Raw genomic sequence first — 15,039 nt, 5'->3', positions numbered from 1 at the left:
AAGCGGGAGGCCACGGACCGTTGCCTCCCGCTTCGCGCAGTTCCCCGCGCCCCTCTTCGTGCCCGGCCGGGTGCCTACCTGGCCAGTTCGGCGGCCTGCCGCAGTTCCAGCGCGGTGGCGGCGGCCTGGGCCAGGTCGGGGGTGGCCGTGGAGCCCGCCTGGCCGGCCAGCACCGCGATCACCGAGCTGCCGTCGCCCCAGACGCAGAGGCTGTCGGTCTCGGTGGCGGCCTTCATCGCCTCGCAGGACAGCGTGCCGCCGAGCGGCCCGGCGGGGAAGCTCCGCCGGCCCGCGAAGGTGCTGCCCTGGCCGCCCGGGCCCTGCTCGAAGGTGGTGAAGAAGGCGTCCACCTGAGTGCTCGGGGCGAGTACGGCCCCGTAGCCGCCGAACACCGCGACGGCCTTCCCCGCCTTCTTGTCCGCGTACACCGCGCTGACGGCGGTCGGCCGCCCGGCGTGGCCGCCCTTGTCGAACTGCTCCTGGACGCTACTGCCCAGCTGCTGCGCCAGCGGGTTGCCCGAGTCGCGCTGGACGCCCTGGAAGGTGTCGGGCAGCACGACCTTGTGGGTGTCCGTGTCCGAGGCCGTGCCGAAGACGAAGTAGCCCAGCAGGCCGCCGCCGAGCAGCAGCACCGCCCCGGCGGAGCCGAGCGCGATCCGCAGCCGCCTGCGCGACCGCACCGGCGGCTGCGGCCGGTACCCGTACGCGGCCGCCGTCCGGTCCGGCGCCGGCACCGGCCGCCCCCACTGCTGGTGGGGCGGCCCGGCGGGCGGCGGAGCGCCGTAGGGCTGACCCGGCGGGTACGGCGGCCGGACGGGCGCGGGTACCGGCGTGGGGGCGTGTGCCGGCGCCGGTACGCCGAACGGATGCGGTTCGTGGCCTGGCGCGGACAGGGGCTCGGACACAGCGGGTTCGCCTTCGAACGGAGGACCGGGGGAGTCGGGCGCGGCCGCTCCGGCTACTTGGGGACGACCATCGCGTCACGGATGAGGCGGGTCTCGGCCGCCGCGTCCGACTGCGAGATCGGGGTGACGCCGCCGCTCAGCGAGAAGTGGCTGAAGCTGACAGAGGCCGCGGTGGAGTGGTTGGTCCAGATGCATATCGGGAGGTCGAACCCGCTCCCCGAGGCGACCCCGCACTCCATCTTGCCGCCCGGGTCCTGCTTGTCCGCCGCGTCGACGCTGGTCAGCGGCGTCTTCCAGGTCATCTTGGTGCCGATCTGGGTGCCGGACTCGGCGATGACCGCGGCCGGGCTGTCGATCGTGCCGTACGAGCCGCCGACGGTGATCGTGTCGGTGGCGTCCCCGCCCTTGGTGTACGTGGCGAGCAGGCTGCCGTCGTACGAGACACCGCTGCCGCGCTTGGTCTGGTCGCCGGCGCTCACGTTCTTGGACTTCTGGGTGTACTCGCCGACCGTGGCCGGCGCGACCAGCTTGTACTTGCCGGCGGTCGAGCCGCCGGTGCCGCTCTTGCCGCTGAGCATGACGGCCGCCGCGATCCCGCCGCCGCCGAGCACCAGCGCGCCGAGCACCAGGCCGACCACCAGACCGGTGTTGCTCTTCTTCGGCGGGGGCGGCGGGTAGCCGCCGGGAGCGCCGTACGGGGCCTGCGGCGGGTAGCCGTACCCCTGCTCGGGCTGCTGCGGCGCGCCGTACTGCGGCGGCTGCTGCTGGGGTGCGCCGTACTGCGGCGGCTGGCCGTAGCCGGGCTGCTGCGGGGGCTGCCCGTAGGCGGGCGGCTGCTGCTGCGGTGCGCCGTACTGCGGCGGCTGCCCGTACGGCTGCTGCGGTTGACCCTGCGGATACTGCTGCCCCTGGCCGTACATCGGTCGCTGTTCTCCCCCGCCGCCCGGGAGCGGCCTGTCGGTGCCGGTGTGTCGGTGCCGTTGATAGGACGGCCCCAACCATTCGTACGAAATGACCGTACGAACAACGGGGCACGCTACCGCACCTCGCCGCCGCGCCGTCCGGACGGCTCGTGCCGGGTCGGTGGAGAACCGGTTCGTAACACGCCCCCCGGCATACGTAAACTGTGTGTCGTGACCGACACGACGAACCAGCGCCCCGAGAACTCCATGCCCGGGGACGACGCAGCTGCATCTCCCGCGAACAGCGGGGGCATCCCTACGACCTACGCCCCGGCGGAGGTAGAGGGCGCGCTGTACGAGCGCTGGGTGGACCGCGGCTACTTCACCGCCGACGCGAAGAGCGACAAGCCCGCCTACACCATCGTCATCCCGCCGCCGAACGTCACGGGTGCCCTGCACCTGGGCCACGCCTTCCAGCACACCCTGATGGACGCCCTGACGCGCCGTAAGCGGATGCAGGGTTACGAGACGCTCTGGCTGCCGGGCATGGACCACGCCGGCATCGCCACCCAGAACCGGGTCGAGCAGCAGCTCGCCGAGACCGGCCTCTCCCGCCACGACCTGGGCCGCGAGGCCTTCGTCGAGAAGGTCTGGGAGTGGAAGGAGAACTACGGCGGCAAGATCCTCGGCCAGATGCGCCGCCTCGGCGACGGCGTGGACTGGTCCCGCGAGCGCTTCACCATGGACGAGGGCCTCTCGACGGCCGTCCAGACCATCTTCAAGAAGCTCTTCGACGACGGCCTGATCTACCGCGCCGAGCGCATCATCAACTGGTGCCCGCGCTGCCTCACCGCGCTCTCCGACATCGAGGTCGAGCACGAGGACAGCCCCGGCGAGCTGGTCTCCATCCGCTACGGCGACGGCGACGACTCGATCGTGGTCGCGACCACCCGCGCCGAGACGATGCTGGGCGACACCGCGATCGCCGTCCACCCGGACGACGAGCGCTACGCGCACCTGATCGGCCGCACCATCGCGCTGCCGCTGACCGACCGTCGCATCCCGGTGGTCGCCGACACCCACGTCGACCCGGAGTTCGGCACCGGCGCGGTCAAGGTGACCCCGGCGCACGACCCGAACGACTTCGCCATCGGCCAGCGGCACAACCTGCCCAACCTGACCGTGATGGACGAGCACGGCGCCATCACCGTGCACGGCCCCTTCCTCGGCCTGGACCGGCTGGAGGCCCGCTCGGCCGTCGTCGGCGCACTGCGCGAGCAGGGCCGGATCGTCGCCGAGAAGCGCCCCTACATGCACGCCGTGGGCCACTGCTCGCGCTGCCACACCATCGTCGAGCCGCGCCTGTCGCTCCAGTGGTGGGTCAAGGTCGAGCCGCTGGCCACCGAGGCCGGCAACGCCGTCCGCGACGGCCGGGTGCAGATCCACCCGAAGGAGATGGAGGGCCGCTACTTCAGCTGGGTCGACAACATGCACGACTGGTGCATCTCGCGCCAGCTGTGGTGGGGCCACCGCATCCCGGTCTGGTACGGCCCCGAGGGCCAGGTCGTCTGCGTCGGCCCCGGCGAGCAGCCGCCGGCCGGCGAGGGCTGGCACCAGGACCCGGACGTCCTCGACACCTGGTTCTCCAGCGGCCTGTGGCCGTTCTCGACGCTCGGCTGGCCCGAGCAGACGCCGGACCTGGAGAAGTTCTACGCCACCGACGTCCTGCTCACCGGCCACGACATCATCTTCTTCTGGGTCGCCCGGATGATGATGTTCGGCCTGTACGCGATGGACGGCCAGGCGCCGTTCCACACCATCGCGCTGACCGGTCTGGTCCGCGACCAGTTCGGCAAGAAGATGTCCAAGTCTTCCGGTAACGCCGTGGACCCGCTGGACTGGATGGACGCCTACGGCGCCGACGCCGTCCGCTTCACGCTGGCCCGTGGCGCCAACCCCGGCGCCGACGTGCCGATCGGCGAGGACTGGGTGCAGGCCTCGCGCAACTTCTGCAACAAGATCTGGAACGCCACCCGGTTCGCCCTGATGAACGGCGCCACGGTCGACGGCCCGCTGCCGGCCCCCGAGGAGATGACGGCGGTCGACCGCTGGATCCTCTCCCGCCTGCAGGCGACCGTCGCCGAGGCCGACGCGCTGTACGACGACTACCAGTTCGCCAAGCTCTCGGACACCCTGTTCCACTTCGCCTGGGACGAGGTCTTCGACTGGTACGTCGAGCTCTCCAAGACCACCCTGGCCAAGGGCGGCCCGCAGGCCGACGCCGCCCGCCGGGTGCTCGGTGAGGTGCTGGACGTGACGCTGCGTCTGCTGCACCCGGTGGTCCCGTTCGTCACCGACACGCTGTGGACGACGCTCACCGGCGCCGAGTCGCTGGTCGTCACCGAGTGGCCGGCCGCCGACCCGGCCCGTCGGGACGCCGCCGCCGAGGCCGAGGTCGCCGTGCTCCAGCAGGTGGTCACCGAGGTCCGCCGGTTCCGCTCGGACCAGGGTCTCAAGCCGGGCCAGAAGGTGCCCGCCACCCTCGACCTGGACGGCACGCCGCTGGCCGGGCACGAGGACGCGATCCGCTCGCTGCTGCGCCTGACCGCCCCCGAGGAGGGCTTCTCGGCGACGGCCTCGCTCCCGGTCGCGGGCGCCACCGTCGCGCTGGACCTCTCCGGCACCATCGACGTCCCGGCGGAGCGCAAGCGCCTCACCAAGGACCTCGCGGCCGCCGAGAAGGAGAAGGCCCAGACCACCGCCAAGCTCGGCAACGAGGCCTTCCTCGGCAAGGCGCCGGACGACGTGGTGGCGAAGATCCGCGGCCGCCAGGAGGCCGCCGAGGCCGACATCGCCCGGCTCACCGCCCAGCTGGCCGCCCTGCCGCAGGGCTGACCCGCCGGCACCTCCACGAGGGCCGCGCCTCCCGCACCGAGCGGAGGGCGCGGCCCTCGGCCGTTCCCCGGCCCTGCCGCCCTGCTGCACTGTTCCGTACTTTCGCTCTTCTGGCGTTCCGGCAAAGGGAGTTGCATAACACCGGGGCGAAACTCCCGGCCCGGTCCGGCCGTCGTCACGATCGCTATTCGGCGGGCTATCCGGGGTTCCTGATAGCCCGTTCGGCCGAATTCCCGCCTGTGCTCCCGCCGGTGGCAGATGTGCACGAAGAGATTCGATCCGACCCCGGGCCGTGCTCCGCCCGAACCGGCCGGCCAGGTGACGGGGACGGTGTCCTCCGCACCGGCGGAGGAGCCCTGCTGCGCGGCCGGACACCGGATCTGCCGGGAGACCGGGCAGGTGGTGCGGGTGGCGGCCGGCTCCGGGCGCGGCGCCGGGGAGGCCGGGGCGCTCCGGCGGGTTTCGCGGTCGGTGTTTGAGCTGAATTGGTCCGATTCGACACCGATAGCGGTGCGGCATACCGGGCCGCCATCCCGGCCGTGATAGCGCGGCCCCTTTCCGGTGCAATGCCGGACTCTTCGAGTTGCGCCGATTATCCCTGCCTGTTACACGCGCGGGTTCACCGGAACTTGGAGTTCCACTGTGTACGGTGAGCAGGAGTTCGGCAGTGGTGGCGACTGACGGGAGGGCACGGCATGGCGGTGACCAAGGAGTTGGCCGACGAACTGCCTGCGGAGGCGGTCGAGGCCGCCAAGGCCCGGGCGGCGACGCTGCTGCTGGCCTTCCGGCACGGCAACCAGCTGGCCTTCGACCAGGAGCTGGAGCTGCTCTTCGAGGAGCAGGTCGAACGCGAGGTCACCACCCTGCTGGTGTGGATCGCCGCGGAGGCGGTCCGCAAGGCGTACGCCCCCGAGGTCGGCGACCGGGTGCTGCGCGCACTGGCGCACCGGGCCCCCGGCGACACCTCGGCGGTGGCCGTCGACGAGGAGACGGCCGACGTCGCCCGCCTGGTCGAGGCGGTCGCGGACGGCGACGTCGGCACCGTGCAGACGCTGGTCGGCGCCACGGCGGACACCACCTACCTGCTCGGCGGCCTGCTCCAGGCGGTGGCGATGATGCTGCCGCTGCTGCCCGAGGGCGAGGCGGAGGAGGTCGCGGCCGAACTGCGGCGCCGCCACGGCGGCCGGACGGGCCGGGCCCCCGGGATCCCGGAAGCCCGGCAGTCCTAGCGGGGGAGACCGGTCGGATCACCGGGCACGACGGCCGGCCGGGACGGGCCCCGGCGGCACACCCCCGGGGCGGCGCCTGCGGAGGCCGGCGGCTCCGTAGACTGGGGACGTGAGCGACAAGGCCGAGCAGAACCCGTACACGATCCGCCCCACGAGCGCAGACCCCGCCGCCCCGGCGGCCGAGCTGTCCGATGTGGAGGCCGCGCTCGCGCAGCGCTGGCCGGAGAACAAGCTGGAGCCCTCGCTCGACCGGATCGCGGCGCTGATGGACATCCTCGGCTCCCCGCAGCGCGCCTACCCCTCGATCCACATCACCGGTACCAACGGCAAGACCTCCACCGCCCGGATGGTCGAGCGGCTGCTGAACTCCTTCGAGCTGCGCACCGGCCGCTACACCAGCCCGCACGTCGAGTCGGTGACCGAGCGGATCAGCCTGGACGGCTCGCCGATCAGCCCCGAGCTGTTCGTCGAGACCTACCGCGACATCGAGCCCTACCTGCGGATGGTCGACGAGCAGCAGCCCGTCGCGCTCTCCTTCTTCGAGGTGCTCACCGCGATGGCGTACGCGGTCTTCGCCGATACCCCGGTGGACGTCGCCGTCGTCGAGGTCGGCATGGGCGGCTCCTGGGACGCCACCAACGTGATCGACGCGGACGTCTCGGTCATCGCCCCGATCTCGCTCGACCACACCGACAAGCTGGGCAACACCACCGGCGAGATCGCGGTCGAGAAGTCCGGGATCATCAAGCCGGGCGCCATCGCGGTCGTCGCGCAGCAGCAGCTGGACGCCGCGCAGACCATCCTGAAGCGCGCGGTCGAGGTGGACGCGACGGTGGCCCGCGAGGGCATGGAGTTCGGTGTCCGGCACCGCGAGGTCGCCATCGGCGGGCAGCTGGTGACGCTGCGCGGCCTGGGCGGCGAGGACTACGAGGACATCTTCCTGCCGCTGCACGGCGAGCACCAGGCCCAGAACGCGGCAATGGCGCTGGCCGCCGTCGAGGCCTTCTTCGGCATCGGCGGTGCGCGGGCCGGGAAGCTCGACATCGACAAGGTGCGGCAGGCCTTCTCCGGCGTCAGCTCGCCGGGCCGGCTGGAGGTCGTCCGCCGCAGCCCCACCATCCTGCTGGACGCCGCCCACAACCCGGCCGGGGCCGAGGCCACCGTCGCGGCGATCAACGAGTCCTTCGGGTTCACCAAGCTGGTCGGCGTGATCGCCACCAGCGGGGACAAGGACGTCTCGGGCCTGCTGTCGGCCTTCGAGCCGCTGCTCGCCGAGGTCGTCGTCACGGAGAACTCGACGCACCGCCGGATGCCGGTCGACCGGCTCGCGGCCCTCGCGGTCGAGATCTTCGGCGAGGACCGGGTCCAGGTCGAACCCCGCCTCGACGAGGCGATCGACGCCGCCGTCACCCTGGCGGAGGAGGACGGCGACCTCGGCGGCTGCGGCGTCCTGGTCACCGGTTCGGTCATCACGGTGGGCGAGGCACGCCTGCTGCTCGGGAGGAAGTGACCATGCGGGTTCTCTGCTCGTCGACCCTGATCGGCGAGGTCCTGGTGCTGCTGTTCGGCGGCCTGGTGGCCATGCGGCTCACCGACGTCCCGTCGGCGACCATCTGGGCCGTCACCGGCGCGGCCATGGTGCTCTGCGTCCTGCTCTGCGGCACCCTCAGCCGTCCGGGCGCGGTCCCCGTCGGCTGGGCCCTCCAGATCGCCCTGATCGCCAGCGGCACCGTCCTCCCGATGATGTACGTCGTCGGTGCGGTCTTCGCCGGCCTCTGGTGGTGCTCGGTCCACTACGGCCGCAAGATCGACGCCATCAAGGCAGCTCGCGCGTAGCCCCGCCGGGGCAACGCCTCAGCCATGCACCCTCCCAGGGGCGCGGGGAACTGCGCGACCAGGCACCCACGAAGGTGCACGGTTGCGCGCGCAGTTCCCCGCGCCCCTGATCTGGTTGCCCACGTGCGTAGGTTGCCCGGGCGGGTACGACTCCCCGCGCGCGGAGCGCGGCTCGCACGGACGTGCTGCTCACGCAAGGTAACCTCAGGGGTAGCCGCATACACCATGCCGTACCCAATCCCCAGGAGCCGCACCGTGTCCCAGCGCACTCTCGTTCTGCTCAAGCCCGACGCCGTCAGCCGCGGCCTGGCCGGCGAGATCATCAGCCGGATCGAGCGGAAGGCCGGCTGGCGGCTGGCCGCCGTCGAGCTGCGCACGTTCGACCGGGCCACGCTGGAGCAGCACTACGAGGAGCACATCGGCCGCCCGTTCTACGAGCCGCTGCTGGAGTTCATGACCTCCGGCCCGTCGCTCGCGCTGATCGTCGAGGGCGAGAACGTCGTCCCGGGCATCCGCGCGCTGGCCGGTGCGACCGATCCGCTGCAGGCCGGCCCCGGCACGATCCGTGGTGACTTCGCCACGATCACCCGCGAGAACCTGATCCACGCCTCCGACTCCGAGGCGTCCGCCGAGCGCGAGATCAAGATCTTCTTCCCCTCGCACGCGTGACCGGTTCGCCCTGGTCGGGCCAGGTGGGACCCCCACTCTGGCCCGACCAGGTGAATCTGAGATTCTGATCCTCAAATACGGAACTCCATGCCCCGACACGGCGTCCCAATCCAGGGAGAAGTAGTCACACCCCGGACAATGGGGTGTATGCCGGACGTCGCGTTCGAGCTGACCGGCGTGGCTACGATGGACACAACTCACGGGCCCGGTACGGCTGCTCAGCTGGTGTCCGCCCAACTCCCCGTCGTCTGATGACTCCGAGCCCGGGAAGGCACTCCACACCCCATGGCCAACAACCTGTCGTTCATCGGCCGTGACATGGCGATCGACCTCGGCACTGCCAACACGCTGGTGTACGTCAGGGGCAAGGGGATCGTCCTCAACGAGCCGTCCGTCGTCGCCGTGAACACCAACACCGGCGGCATCCTGGCGGTCGGCTCCGAGGCCAAGAAGATGATCGGGCGCACGCCCGGCAACATCGTCGCCATCCGGCCGCTCAAGGACGGAGTGATCGCCGACTTCGAGATCACCGAGCGGATGCTCCGCTACTTCATCCTGAAGATCCACCGCCGCCGCTACCTCGCCCGCCCCCGCGTCGTGGTCTGCGTGCCCAGCGGCATCACCGGGGTGGAGCGCCGCGCCGTGATCGAGGCCAGCTCGCAGGCCGGTGCGCGCCAGGTGCACATCATCGAGGAGCCGATGGCCGCCGCGATCGGCGCGGGCCTGCCCGTCCACGAGGCCACCGGCAACATGGTCGTGGACATCGGCGGCGGCACCACCGAGGTCGCCGTCATCTCGCTCGGCGGCATCGTCACCGCGCAGTCCATCCGGGTGGCCGGCGACGAGCTGGACAACGCGATCGTCCAGCACATCAAGAAGGAGTACTCGCTCCTCCTCGGTGAGCGCAGCGCCGAGCAGATCAAGATGAGCATCGGCTCCGCCTTCGGCCTGGAGGGCGAGAAGGACGAGCACGCCGAGATCCGCGGCCGCGACCTGGTCAGCGGCCTGCCGAAGACCGTGGTGATCTCCGCCGCCGAGGTCCGCGAGGCCATCGACGAGCCGGTCAACTCCATCATCGACGCGGTGAAGACCACGCTCGACCAGTGCCCGCCCGAGCTGGCCGGCGACGTGATGGACCGTGGCATCGTGCTCACCGGCGGCGGCGCCCTGCTGCGCGGCCTGGACGAGCGCCTGCGCCGCGAGACCGGCATGCCGATCCACATCGCCGAGAACCCGCTGGACTCGGTCGCACTCGGCTCCGGCAAGTGCGTCGAGGAGTTCGAGGCCCTCCAGCAGGTCCTCGACGCCCAGCCGCGCCGCTAGCCGGCTCCGGCGACAGACAGTCTTCCAACTGAACGCTCCCCACCCCGGGCCCGACGGCACGGGGTGGGTGGTCCGGAACTGAAGGGGCAGCTCCAGCACCGTGAGGGACACCCGAGAGAGCCGGCTACTACTCGTCCTCCTGGTCGCCGTAGCCTTCGCGCTCATCACCGTCGACATCAAGGGCGGCGAGAGCTCACCGCTGGTAGGCGCCAGACGCGCGGCCGCCGGAGTCCTCGGGCCCGTCGAACGGGCGGCGTCCGGCGCCGTCGACCCGGTCGCCGAGACGGTCCGGGCGGTCCGCGACGCGAGCACCCACCAGCAGCGGCTGGACCAGATCACCCGCGAGAACACCGAGCTCCGCCAGCGGGTCGCCTCCTCCGACACCGCGACCGGCCGGACCAAGCAGCTCGACGACCTGCTGCGCACCGCCGGCGCCGGGGGCTACACCATCAAGGCCGCCCAGGTCATCGCGATCGGCGCGGCCCAGGCCTTCTCCTGGACGATCACCATCGACGCCGGCAGCGACGACGGCCTGACCCGGGACATGACCGTGATCAACGGCCAGGGCCTGGTCGGCCGCATCACCACCGTCGCCCCGACCACCGCGACCGTCCTGCTCGCCACCGACCCCGGCTTCACCGCCGGTACCCGGCTGGAGGGCTCCGGCGAGATCGGCTTCGCCAACGGCCAGGGCACCGGCCCGATGCGGGTCTCGCTGCTCAACGGCAAGGCGCAGGTCAAGCCGGGCGACCGGCTGGTCACCTTCGGCTCGCAGAGCGGCCGCCCGTTCGTCGCCGGCGTGCCGGTCGGCAAGGTGGTCACCGTCGAAGCGACTCCCGGCGAGCTGACCAAGACCGTCCTGGTCGAGCCCTTCGTCCAGTTCACCCGGCTCGACCTGGTCGGAGTGGTGGTCGTACCGCCGCGCACCGACCCGCGCGACTCGGTGCTGCCGCCGGCCCCGGCGGCCCCCGCGCCCGCCGCCGCGCAGCCGGCCGCGCCGGCCGCCGCCGCACCGCCTGCCGCGAGCCCCACAGGGGGGAACTGACCGTGCGACCGTCCCGCATCCTGCTCGCCGCCGTCCTGACGCTGCTCGGCCTGGTCCTCCAGGTCAGCGTGCTCGGCCGGCTGCAACTGCCCGGCGCCACCCCCGATCTGCTGATGCTCATCGTGGTCGGCCTGGCCCTGGTCTACGGACCGTCCGGCGGCTGCGTGGTCGGCTTCGCCGCCGGTCTGCTGGCCGACCTCGCACCGCCGTCCGACCACGCCATCGGCCGCTACGCACTGGTGCTCTGCGTGGTCGGCTACGCCGTCGGCCTGCTCCGCCCCGAGGGCAGCCGTCAGCGCTCCGCCCTCAGCGCCCTGGTGGTGGTGGCCGGCGCGGCCGTGGTCTCCACCCTGCTGTACGCGATGGTCGGCGCCCTGGTCGGCGACACCGCCGCCCGCCACGTCGGCCTCACCGGACTGGTCTTCAGCGCCCTGCTGTACGACGTCCTGCTGGCGCCGTTCGTGGTCCCCGCCGTGATGCTGCTGGCGCGCCGCTTCGACCGCGACCCGATGTCCGCCGAGACGGGCGACGGCGGAGGCTCCGGCCTCGGCAGCCTCGCCCGCTACCGCACCACCCGCGAGGCCTCCCCGCTCCCTTCGTACGGCCGGACGGCGTTCGGCCGGAAGAAGCGCGTGCCCGGCCTGGCCAAGCGCCCCTGAGGAGCGACCACAGTGAGCGAGCGGAGCGAGAGAACCGTCAACAGGGGCGCGTATTGCGACGCAACCGACGAGCGTAGCGAGGAGGGGGCATGAGCAATATCCCGGAGACCGGCCGCACCCGCCGGGTGACGATCCGTCTGGTGGTCCTCCAGGTCCTGGTGCTGTCACTGCTCGCCACCCTCGGTGGACGGCTCTGGTACCTGCAGATCCGCACCGGCAGCCAGTACGTCGCCAAGGCCCAGGGCAACCACATCCGCGAGGTGGTCGAACCGGCCGTCCGCGGCGAGATCCTGGACGCCTCGGGCCGGGTGCTGGCGGGCAACCAGACCAAGCTGGTGGTCTCGGTCAGCCGTACCTCGCTGCTCCAGCAGAAGGACCACGGCAAGGCCGTGCTCGGCCGGCTCGCCGACGTGCTCGGGGTGCCCGCCAAGGAGGTCCAGGAGAAGGTCCGGCTCTGCGACGCCAAGACGCCGCAGCCCTGCTGGAACGGCTCGCCGTACCAGCCGATCCCGGTCACCCAGCAGGCCACCACCCAGCAGGCGATGCAGATAATGGAACGCCGCGAGGACTTCCCCGGCGTCACCGCCCAGCCCACCGCCGTCCGCCAGTACCCGGGCCCCGACGGCGCCAACGCCGCCCAGGTGATCGGCTACCTCTCCCCGGTGACGGACGACGAGGTCGCCAAGTCCGCCGACAAGACCGGCCGGGACCGCCGGCTGCCCTCCGACCAGGTCGGCCGCGCCGGACTGGAGTCCGTCTACGACAGCGACCTGCGCGGCACCACCGGCGTCGACAAGCTGGCCGTCGACAACCTCGGCCGGGTGATCGGCACCGATCCCGGCAGCATCCCCGCGCAGCCCGGCAACAACCTGGTCACCAGCCTCGACGCACGGGTGCAGAAGTCCGTCGAGGACAACCTGCTCCAGGCGATGTCGGACGCCCGCAAGACCTTCGACACGGTGACCAACGAGAACTTCGTCGCGGACTCCGGCGCCGCCCTGGTGATGGACGTGCACACCGGCCGGATCATCGCGATGGCCAGCGCCCCGACCTACGACCCCAACCTCTGGGTCGGCGGCATCTCGGCCAACGACTACCAGGCGCTGACCAACACGGACTCCAACTACCCGCTGCTGAACCGGGCCATACAGGGTCAGTCCGCGCCCGGCTCGACCTTCAAGGTCGTCTCCACCTCCGCCGCCGTGCAGGCCGGCTACTCGCTGGACGGCCACTACTCCTGCCCGCCGAGCATGACCATCGGCGGCCGCGAGTTCAAGAACTTCGAGGGCGAGAGCTTCGGCGACATCAGCCTGGAGAAGGCCCTGGAGATCTCCTGCGACACCGTCTTCTACGGCCTGGCGTACGACCAGTGGGTCAAGGACGGCGGCATCAAGCCCAAGTCCGACCCCGGTGACTGGTTCTTCAAGACCGCCCACCAGTTCGGCCTCGGCGCCAAGACCGGCATCGACCTGCCCTCCGAGGTGACCGGCCGGGTGCCCGACCGGCAGTGGAAGCAGTCCTTCTACGACAGCAACAAGGACGCCTGGTGCGCCCAGGCCGCCAAGGGCGGCACCGGCTACTCGGACCAGATCGCCCGCGAGAACTGCATCGACGGCTACCAGATGCGCGCCGGTGACGCCGTCAACTACGCCATCGGCCAGGGCGACACCCTGGTGACCCCGGTCCAGATGGCCCGGATCTACTCGGCGCTGGCCAACGGCGGCACGCTCTACCGCCCGACCATCGCCAAGGCCGTGGTGAGCCCGAGCGGACAGCTCGTCCGCAACATCGACCCGCACGCGGACGGCAAGCTGCCGGACGACGACAAGACCCTGCAGTACATCAACCAGGCCACCGCCGGCGTCATCACCAGCGGTACCGCCGCCTGGAAGTTCGCCGGCGCCGGCTGGCCGCAGGGCAAGATCGAGCTGCACGCCAAGACCGGCACCGCCGAGGTCTACGGCAAGCAGACCACCTCCTGGCTGACCACCTACAGCGCCGACTACGCGGTCGTGATGACGATCAGCCAGGGCGGCACCGGCTCCGGCGGCTCCGGCGACGCCGTCCGCCGGATCTACCAGGCGCTGTACGGCGTCGACGACAAGGGCAACGTGGACACCACCAAGGCCCTGCTCAACAAGCCGCAGGCCGAGCTGCCCAAGTTCAACCCGGACGGCACCGCCGTCCTCACCCAGGCCTCGTTCCTCGACCCGGTCCAGCCGATGGACACCTCCGGCGGCTACCAGGCGCTGCCCGCCGCCCTCGAACCGGCCCGCGCCGCCGGCCGGCCCGCCGCCCGCGCCCTCAACGGAAGGATCCGGGCATGACCGCCTACGGCTCGTACCGGCCCGTCCGGCTCTCCCCGCAGCGGGGCTCGATCGCCCGGGCGCTGGCCAAGGACTCCCCGCTGCGGCGGCTCGACTGGATCATGATCCTGGCCGCGCTGGCGCTCTCGCTGGGCAGTTCCCTGCTCGTCTGGTCCGCGACCAGAGGACGCGACAACCTCACCCACGGCGACCCGCAGTACTTCCTCTACCGGCACCTCACCAACCTGCTGATCGGGCTGGTGCTCTGCGGGATCACGGTCCTGATAGGAGTACGCCGGGTGCGCACCGCCGTACCCGTCCTCTACCTGGCCGTCCTGGTGATACTGGTCACCGCGCTCAGCCCGCTCGGCTCGCGCGTCAACGGCGCACACTCCTGGATCCAGTTCGGCGGCGGCTTCTCACTCCAGCCCGCCGAATTCGCCAAACTCGCGATCGTGCTCGGGATGGCCGTGGTGCTCTCCGCCCGCGTCGACGCGGGGGAACGGGAGATCCCCGGCGACAAGAGCGTGCTCCAGGCCCTGGTGATCGCCGGCATCCCGATCTGCGTCGTGATGCTGATGCCCGACCTCGGCTCGGTCATGGTGATGGCCGTCACCATCATGGGCATCCTGCTGGCCTCCGGCGTCCCCAACCGCTGGGTCTTCGGCCTGCTGGTGGCCGGCGGCGGCGGCGCCGCCGCGATCTGGCAGCTCGGCGTCCTCAGCAAGTACCAGATCGACCGCTTCGCCGCCTTCGCCAACCCCGCCCTGGACCCGGCCGGCGTCGGCTACAACACCGCCCAGGCCCGGATCGCCATCGGCTCCGGCGGCCTGACCGGCATGGGCCTGTTCCACGGCACCCAGACCACCGGCCAGTTCGTCCCCGAGCAGCAGACCGACTTCGTCTTCACCGTCGCCGGCGAGGAACTCGGCTTCGTCGGCGGCATCACCCTGATCCTGCTGCTCGGCGTGGTGCTCTGGCGCGCCTGCCGGATCGCCCGCCAGGCCACCGACCTGTACGGCACCATCCTGGCCGGCGGGGTGATCGCCTGGTTCGCCTTCCAGGCCTTCGAGAACATCGGCATGACGCTCGGCATCATGCCGGTCGCAGGCATCCCACTGCCGTTCGTCTCCTACGGCGGGTCCTCGATGTTCGCGGTCTGGATCGCCATCGGCCTGCTGCAGTCCGTGCGTTCGCAGCGACCCATAGGAACCTGAACGTCTCCTCCTTTCGGGGCCTCCGGGCGCTTCGACCCGGTGCCGACAATCGC

General features: G+C 71.5%; 12 protein-coding genes. 10 read left to right on the top strand and 2 right to left on the bottom strand.

The annotated features are described in order from the left end of the window. Positions 1-74 precede the first annotated feature (74 nt). Together ABD330_RS26735 and ABD330_RS26730 are read right to left on the bottom strand one after the other, a co-directional pair. Positions 75-734, bottom strand: coding sequence for a hypothetical protein (locus ABD330_RS26735; protein WP_344468563.1), 660 nt, complete (start codon positions 732-734; stop codon positions 75-77). Between the two features lie 224 nt (positions 735-958). Continuing rightward, on the bottom strand, positions 959-1,825 hold the full coding sequence (locus ABD330_RS26730) for a hypothetical protein (RefSeq protein WP_344468562.1): 867 nt from the start codon (positions 1,823-1,825) through the stop codon (positions 959-961). A 249-nt stretch (positions 1,826-2,074) separates the two neighbouring features. Between ABD330_RS26730 and ABD330_RS26725 the strand changes: the two genes are divergently transcribed. The 10 genes from ABD330_RS26725 to rodA all read left to right on the top strand — a co-directional run bounded on the left by ABD330_RS26725 (position 2,075) and on the right by rodA (position 14,986). Continuing rightward, a complete protein-coding gene (locus tag ABD330_RS26725) occupies positions 2,075-4,702 on the top strand; it encodes a valine--tRNA ligase (RefSeq protein WP_344468567.1) in 2,628 nt (875 codons plus the stop codon). Between the two features lie 695 nt (positions 4,703-5,397). Continuing rightward, on the top strand, positions 5,398-5,931 hold the full coding sequence (locus ABD330_RS26720; RefSeq protein WP_344468561.1) for a hypothetical protein: 534 nt from the start codon (positions 5,398-5,400) through the stop codon (positions 5,929-5,931). 109 nt (positions 5,932-6,040) lie between these two features. Beyond that, on the top strand, positions 6,041-7,441 hold the full coding sequence (gene folC / locus ABD330_RS26715) for a bifunctional tetrahydrofolate synthase/dihydrofolate synthase (RefSeq protein ID WP_425555645.1): 1,401 nt from the start codon (positions 6,041-6,043) through the stop codon (positions 7,439-7,441). A gap of 2 nt (positions 7,442-7,443) precedes the next feature. Beyond that, positions 7,444-7,767 carry a DUF4233 domain-containing protein gene (locus tag ABD330_RS26710; protein WP_344468560.1) on the top strand — a complete coding sequence of 108 codons (324 nt, stop codon included), beginning with the start codon at positions 7,444-7,446 and terminating at the stop codon, positions 7,765-7,767. Positions 7,768-8,022: 255 nt separating this feature from the next. After that, complete coding sequence (gene ndk, locus ABD330_RS26705; protein WP_344468559.1) at positions 8,023-8,436, top strand: nucleoside-diphosphate kinase; 414 nt, start codon at positions 8,023-8,025, stop codon at positions 8,434-8,436. A 297-nt stretch (positions 8,437-8,733) separates the two neighbouring features. Next, a complete protein-coding gene (locus tag ABD330_RS26700; protein WP_104820811.1) occupies positions 8,734-9,759 on the top strand; it encodes a rod shape-determining protein in 1,026 nt (341 codons plus the stop codon). 100 nt (positions 9,760-9,859) lie between these two features. Beyond that, positions 9,860-10,804 (top strand): rod shape-determining protein MreC, encoded by a 945-nt coding sequence (gene mreC, locus ABD330_RS26695; protein WP_344468558.1) that lies wholly within the window; start codon positions 9,860-9,862, stop codon positions 10,802-10,804. 2 nt (positions 10,805-10,806) lie between these two features. Next, a complete protein-coding gene (mreD, locus tag ABD330_RS26690) occupies positions 10,807-11,463 on the top strand; it encodes a rod shape-determining protein MreD (RefSeq protein WP_344468557.1) in 657 nt (218 codons plus the stop codon). Positions 11,464-11,552: 89 nt separating this feature from the next. Next, positions 11,553-13,790, top strand: coding sequence for a penicillin-binding protein 2 (mrdA, locus tag ABD330_RS26685; protein ID WP_344468556.1), 2,238 nt, complete (start codon positions 11,553-11,555; stop codon positions 13,788-13,790). Next, the gene (gene rodA / locus ABD330_RS26680) at positions 13,787-14,986 is read left to right on the top strand and encodes a rod shape-determining protein RodA (protein ID WP_344468555.1); all 1,200 of its coding nucleotides are present in this window, start codon (positions 13,787-13,789) and stop codon (positions 14,984-14,986) included. The genes mrdA and rodA overlap by 4 nt, the downstream gene beginning before the upstream one ends. The last annotated feature ends 53 nt before the right edge of the window (positions 14,987-15,039 follow it).

This window comes from Kitasatospora kazusensis (genome assembly GCF_039529945.1).
In the GTDB taxonomy this organism is placed as follows: domain Bacteria; phylum Actinomycetota; class Actinomycetes; order Streptomycetales; family Streptomycetaceae; genus Kitasatospora; species Kitasatospora kazusensis.
Note: the sequence above shows the minus strand (reverse complement) of the source record. Positions and strands in the feature narration are given on the sequence as shown.

Excerpts from the sequence above, each read along its gene's own strand:
- ABD330_RS26730 (WP_344468562.1), bottom strand. The coding sequence starts at position 1,825 with ATGTACGGCCAGGGGCAGCAGTATCCGCAGGGTCAACCGCAGCAGCCG.
- ABD330_RS26725 (WP_344468567.1), top strand. The coding sequence starts at position 2,075 with ATGCCCGGGGACGACGCAGCTGCATCTCCCGCGAACAGCGGGGGCATC.
- ABD330_RS26720 (WP_344468561.1), top strand. The coding sequence starts at position 5,398 with ATGGCGGTGACCAAGGAGTTGGCCGACGAACTGCCTGCGGAGGCGGTC.
- ABD330_RS26710 (WP_344468560.1), top strand. The coding sequence starts at position 7,444 with ATGCGGGTTCTCTGCTCGTCGACCCTGATCGGCGAGGTCCTGGTGCTG.
- mrdA (WP_344468556.1), top strand. The coding sequence starts at position 11,553 with ATGAGCAATATCCCGGAGACCGGCCGCACCCGCCGGGTGACGATCCGT.
- rodA (WP_344468555.1), top strand. The coding sequence starts at position 13,787 with ATGACCGCCTACGGCTCGTACCGGCCCGTCCGGCTCTCCCCGCAGCGG.